The sequence below is a fragment of the Allobosea vaviloviae genome (assembly GCF_001298265.1).
Classification (GTDB): Bacteria; Pseudomonadota; Alphaproteobacteria; order Rhizobiales; family Beijerinckiaceae; genus Allobosea; species Allobosea vaviloviae_B.
In genome coordinates this window covers 1-3,960 of the sequence record NZ_LGSZ01000082.1, presented here as the reverse complement: position 1 = coordinate 3,960, position 3,960 = coordinate 1, and the positions used below count along the sequence as shown (strand labels likewise).

General features: G+C 62.7%; 3 protein-coding genes and 1 pseudogene. 1 reads left to right on the top strand and 3 read right to left on the bottom strand.

Going from position 1 to position 3,960, the window contains the following annotated elements:
* Nucleotides 1–175: 175 nt before the first annotated feature.
* Nucleotides 176–559: a hypothetical protein gene (locus AE618_RS25370; RefSeq protein WP_054211862.1), complete on the bottom strand. Its 384-nt coding sequence runs from the start codon at nt 557–559 to the stop codon at nt 176–178.
* Between the two features lie 348 nt (nt 560–907).
* Between AE618_RS25370 and AE618_RS25365 the strand changes: the two genes are divergently transcribed.
* Nucleotides 908–1,516, top strand: a complete 609-nt coding sequence (locus AE618_RS25365; RefSeq protein WP_054211861.1) for a Maf-like protein — start codon at nt 908–910, stop codon at nt 1,514–1,516.
* 115 nt (nt 1,517–1,631) lie between these two features.
* Here AE618_RS25365 and AE618_RS25360 read toward each other — a convergent pair whose 3' ends face one another.
* Together AE618_RS25360 and AE618_RS25355 are read right to left on the bottom strand one after the other, a co-directional pair.
* Complete coding sequence (locus tag AE618_RS25360) at nt 1,632–3,863, bottom strand: methyl-accepting chemotaxis protein (RefSeq protein WP_054211860.1); 2,232 nt, start codon at nt 3,861–3,863, stop codon at nt 1,632–1,634.
* Nucleotides 3,833–3,960: pseudogene (locus AE618_RS25355) on the bottom strand (IS5 family transposase); the annotation flags it as partial. The gene AE618_RS25360 and the pseudogene AE618_RS25355, both read right to left, overlap by 31 nt.

Genomic DNA, 3,960 nt, shown 5'->3' with positions numbered 1-3,960 from the left:
ACGCTCCGCCGCGACCAAAGTCGCCATCATCGCCGTCGCCAGAAAGCTCCTCACTGTGCTCAACGCCATGGCCAAAACCAAGACCGCATTCCAGCCATGATACGCGCATCGATACAGTTGCCGGATCTCTGCTTCGCTGCGTCCGGGATCATACTCTGAAAAATAGTAAAGCCCGTCAGCGCTTGCGGGCGGTGAGCCTCGCCGCATTGGCGCTGGTGCGCTTCGAGAATGGCTCCAGTGTGCTGTTGGCGACCTTGGCGGCAGCCTCTGTGAAGTCGAGCGGAGCCAGCGGATTGAGCGCCAGTCCCCACCAGAACATCGCGGCGGCCTGACCGGCGGCGAAGCCGCTTTCCATCACGGCCGAGACCTTCTCGGTCAGCGCCTTTGCGGCCTCGTGCTGGCCATGGCTGTCGCCGAGCGCACCCTTCATCAGGATCGGCATGCGCATTGCGATCGTCAGGCCGGCATCGGCCTGCAGCGTCACCATCCGCGCCGCGAGAGCCTGCGCTTCGACGCCCGTACCTGCCACGGAACGCAGCGTCTTGCTCGATATTGCCATGTTTTGGCTGGCTCCGGGATTTTCAGGTAGCGGGCATTCAGGAGGAATGCACTTGGGCGAATTCCGCACGACGGCCGCAACGCCCCGCAGTCTCAAGATGTGGCCGGTCGGGATCGATTGTGCAATGCGGAAGTGCTGATCCCCGATGCTGATTTTATGCGCATGATGAATCGCGGCGCGGCTTTTGTCGCGTTTCCCGCCTCGGGCGCATGGATCGCTCAGTGGATTTATCCGTCGCCGAAAATGCTCTAGAGCCTTGGGTCGAGGCGCGGCGCCCGGCCGCGCCTGAATCGTATCGGACTGTCCTTGAGCTTCTTTGCATCTCCCAAACATCCCGGCTGGCGGCCGATGCTGGTGCTGGCCTCGGCCTCGCCGCGCAGGCTTGCGTTGCTCGAACAGGCGGGGCTGAAGCCCGACGCGATGCTGCCGGCCGATCTCGACGAGACGCCGCTGAAGGGCGAGCGCCCGCGCGACCTCTCCCGCCGCCTCGCCCGCGAGAAGGCGCAGGCCGCGCGCATCGGCGCCTCCAGCCGGCCCGATCTTGAAGGCTGCTACATCGTTGCAGCCGACACGGTTGTCGCAGTCGGCCGGCGGGTCCTGCCCAAGGCGGAGATCGTCGACGAGGCCGCCGCCTGCCTGCGCCTGCTCTCGGGGCGGGCCCACCGCGTCTACACATCCGTCGCGCTGGTGACGCCTTCGGGCGCGATCCGCGAGCGCGTCGTCGAAACGAGGCTGCGTTTCAAGCGGCTCTCGACCGAGGACATCGAGACCTATCTCGCCTCGGGCGAGTGGCGCGGCAAGGCCGGCGGCTACGCCATCCAGGGCATCGCCGGTTCCTTCGTCGTCAAGCTCGTCGGCTCCTACACGGCCGTCGTCGGCCTGCCGCTCTACGAGACGGTGAACCTGCTCGGAGGGGAAGGGTTCCCGATCCGCTTCGGCTGGATGAATGTGGGGTGAGGGGGGGCTGTTGGCCCTTTCCCGGACTCCCGGAACGTCGGCTCTTGTTCAGGCCAATCTGCGAACGCGCTCCCGGGCCCTATTTGACCCCTTGCGGACACGTCTGTGCGGGCGCTCAGCGTTTCGCAAAGGCGCGAATGTTTGCAGCGGCGGGATAGGCTTGCTGAGCGAAAGCTTGAGGCAGGCTTCGTCCCCCGCTTGCATGAGGGAGCCTGAAGGCGGCCAGCAGATGGTCGAGCCGCTCGATCTGGTCCGTCAGGGCAGTCGAGGACGCGGCGCTTTCCTCTGACAGGGCTGCGTTTTGCTGCGTCATTTCATCCATATGTGCGACAGCCCGGCTCATTTCGTCGATGCCGTTCGCTTGTTCTGCTGAAGCCGAGGCAATTTCGGCGATCGTAGTCGATACTTTGCGCGAGGCGGCCAAGATCTGCTCTAGCGACTGACCGGCTTGTTGTACGAGTTCCACGCCTTCCTTGACCACGTCCGTTGATGAGCTGATCAGGGTGGTGATGTCCTTCGCGGCTTGCGAGGAGCGCTGGGCGAGGGTGCGGACTTCGGAAGCCACGACCGCGAAGCCTTTTCCTGCGTCGCCGGCACGAGCCGCTTCGACGGCGGCGTTCAAGGCTAGCAAATTCGTCTGGAAGGCGATGCCATCGATGACAGAGTTGATCTCTGAAATCCTCCGGGAGCCTTCGTCGATACGCTTCATCGCATCGACAGCGCGGCGAACGATATCGCCTCCCGAATCGGCCGTCTTCAGGGCCTCCTCGGCGAGCATCGCGGCCTGACGAGATCCAGTTGCGCTCGATTTGACCGAGGCTGCGAGTTGCTCCGTGGTCGCGGCCGTTTGCTGAAGGCTCGAAGCCTGGTCTTCAGTGCGGTTCGAGAGGTCGTTCGCGCCGGCACGGATCTCCCGCGCAGATCCCGCCACTTCGCTCGATGTTGTCTGGATGGTCTGGAGCGCGTGCGAGAGGCGCTCGATCGTCCCGTTAATGCCTTGCTTCAGCTCTGCGAAGCGCCCGCTATAGCTGGAGCGAACGAGATTGGTGAGATCGCCTTCGGCCAAAGCCGCGAGGACCTCGCATGTTTCGCCCAGGCCGCGATCGACGGTTTCCACCAGCGTGTTGACGTTGGCGGCAAGCCTGTTCAGCTCCTCGTCTGGGAACTGCGTGGTGACCCGGTTTGAGAAATCTCCGGCAACGGCGGCCGTTATCACTTCGCCGAATGCGCGCTGAAGCATCTGGCGTGAGCGGCTGCGCTCGTTCCGCGCCAATGTCCGTCGGCTGAAGTAGTTCGCGAACTTGGCGTAGAGCACGGGAAAATTGTCAACGAGCGGATCACTGAATGACTCGTCGACATCCGTGAAGAACACAATCGCCGACAAGGTCTGGTTGACGTTGATGCCGAACAACTCGCCAAACGTCGAAAATCCAGCCGCGGGTACCGGCCACAACTGGGTGGCGCGGGAAAGGTCGTTCGCGTTGACGAGGCGACGCAGGATGCAATCGCTCATCAGCACGCCTGCTGGCTTCGGCTTGCCGGCCAGGTAGCTCTCGACGTTTTCACGCGTCTGCTGGATGAAGTCAGTCTCTTCGAGGATGTACAATTCATCCCCGGCGGCGATGTCGCAATAGAAGGCCACCTCATCCGCACCGAAGTCGAAGCCGGCCACGGAGCGCACGAAGATCTCTCCGTCGATCTCGATGCCGAAAGCGCGCTTTCCAAGTGCAGCTTGCACGTCGGTCGGACCGCATTGGAAAGCGGCGCACATCGCCTCGATGAAGGAGCAAACCTTACCGGTTGCGGGGTCGAAGACCGACTGGACGGTCCGCTGGTTCAGATCAGCCTTGACGATGGTGAACGAGCGATCGGTTCGGCGGAAGTTCTGGCTACGAAACAGCCCGTAGCGCTGCCGCGGTGCCATCTTGATCAACGCGATGACCGCATGGTTCTCAAGAACGCGGCGTCCGTCGAAAATGAACGTTCGCTGGAAGTCGAGTTTGCCTCCGGCCGAACCGCCCATGAACATGCAGGGGAAGCGGCCGCTGCGGTAGACCGCCTCGAGGAAATAGTTCTCCGACTTCGACAAGCCGTCGATAAACGTCAGCGCAAACGTGTCCCGAGAATCGATCTTGAGATTTGGGGTGATCTGCCCCAGTTCGGATACGATGCGGTCGACACGCTGGTCGTGTTCGGCGGCACCGCCCGACCTGCGAATATCCTCACTGTGCAGTGGCACCGAGAAAATCTCGGTTTCGGCGATCAGGGCGGGCGAGAAGACCTGAATGACGATGGAGCGCCAACCCTCGGGAGTGCCTAGGTCGTGTGGACAAACCTGATCCAGCATCGGATCGTTGCGAGCTGCACGAACCCGAGGAAGCTGGACGCGAGCTTGTCGTAGCGGGTCGCCACGCGGCGTGAGTGCTTGATCTTGTTGAAGAATC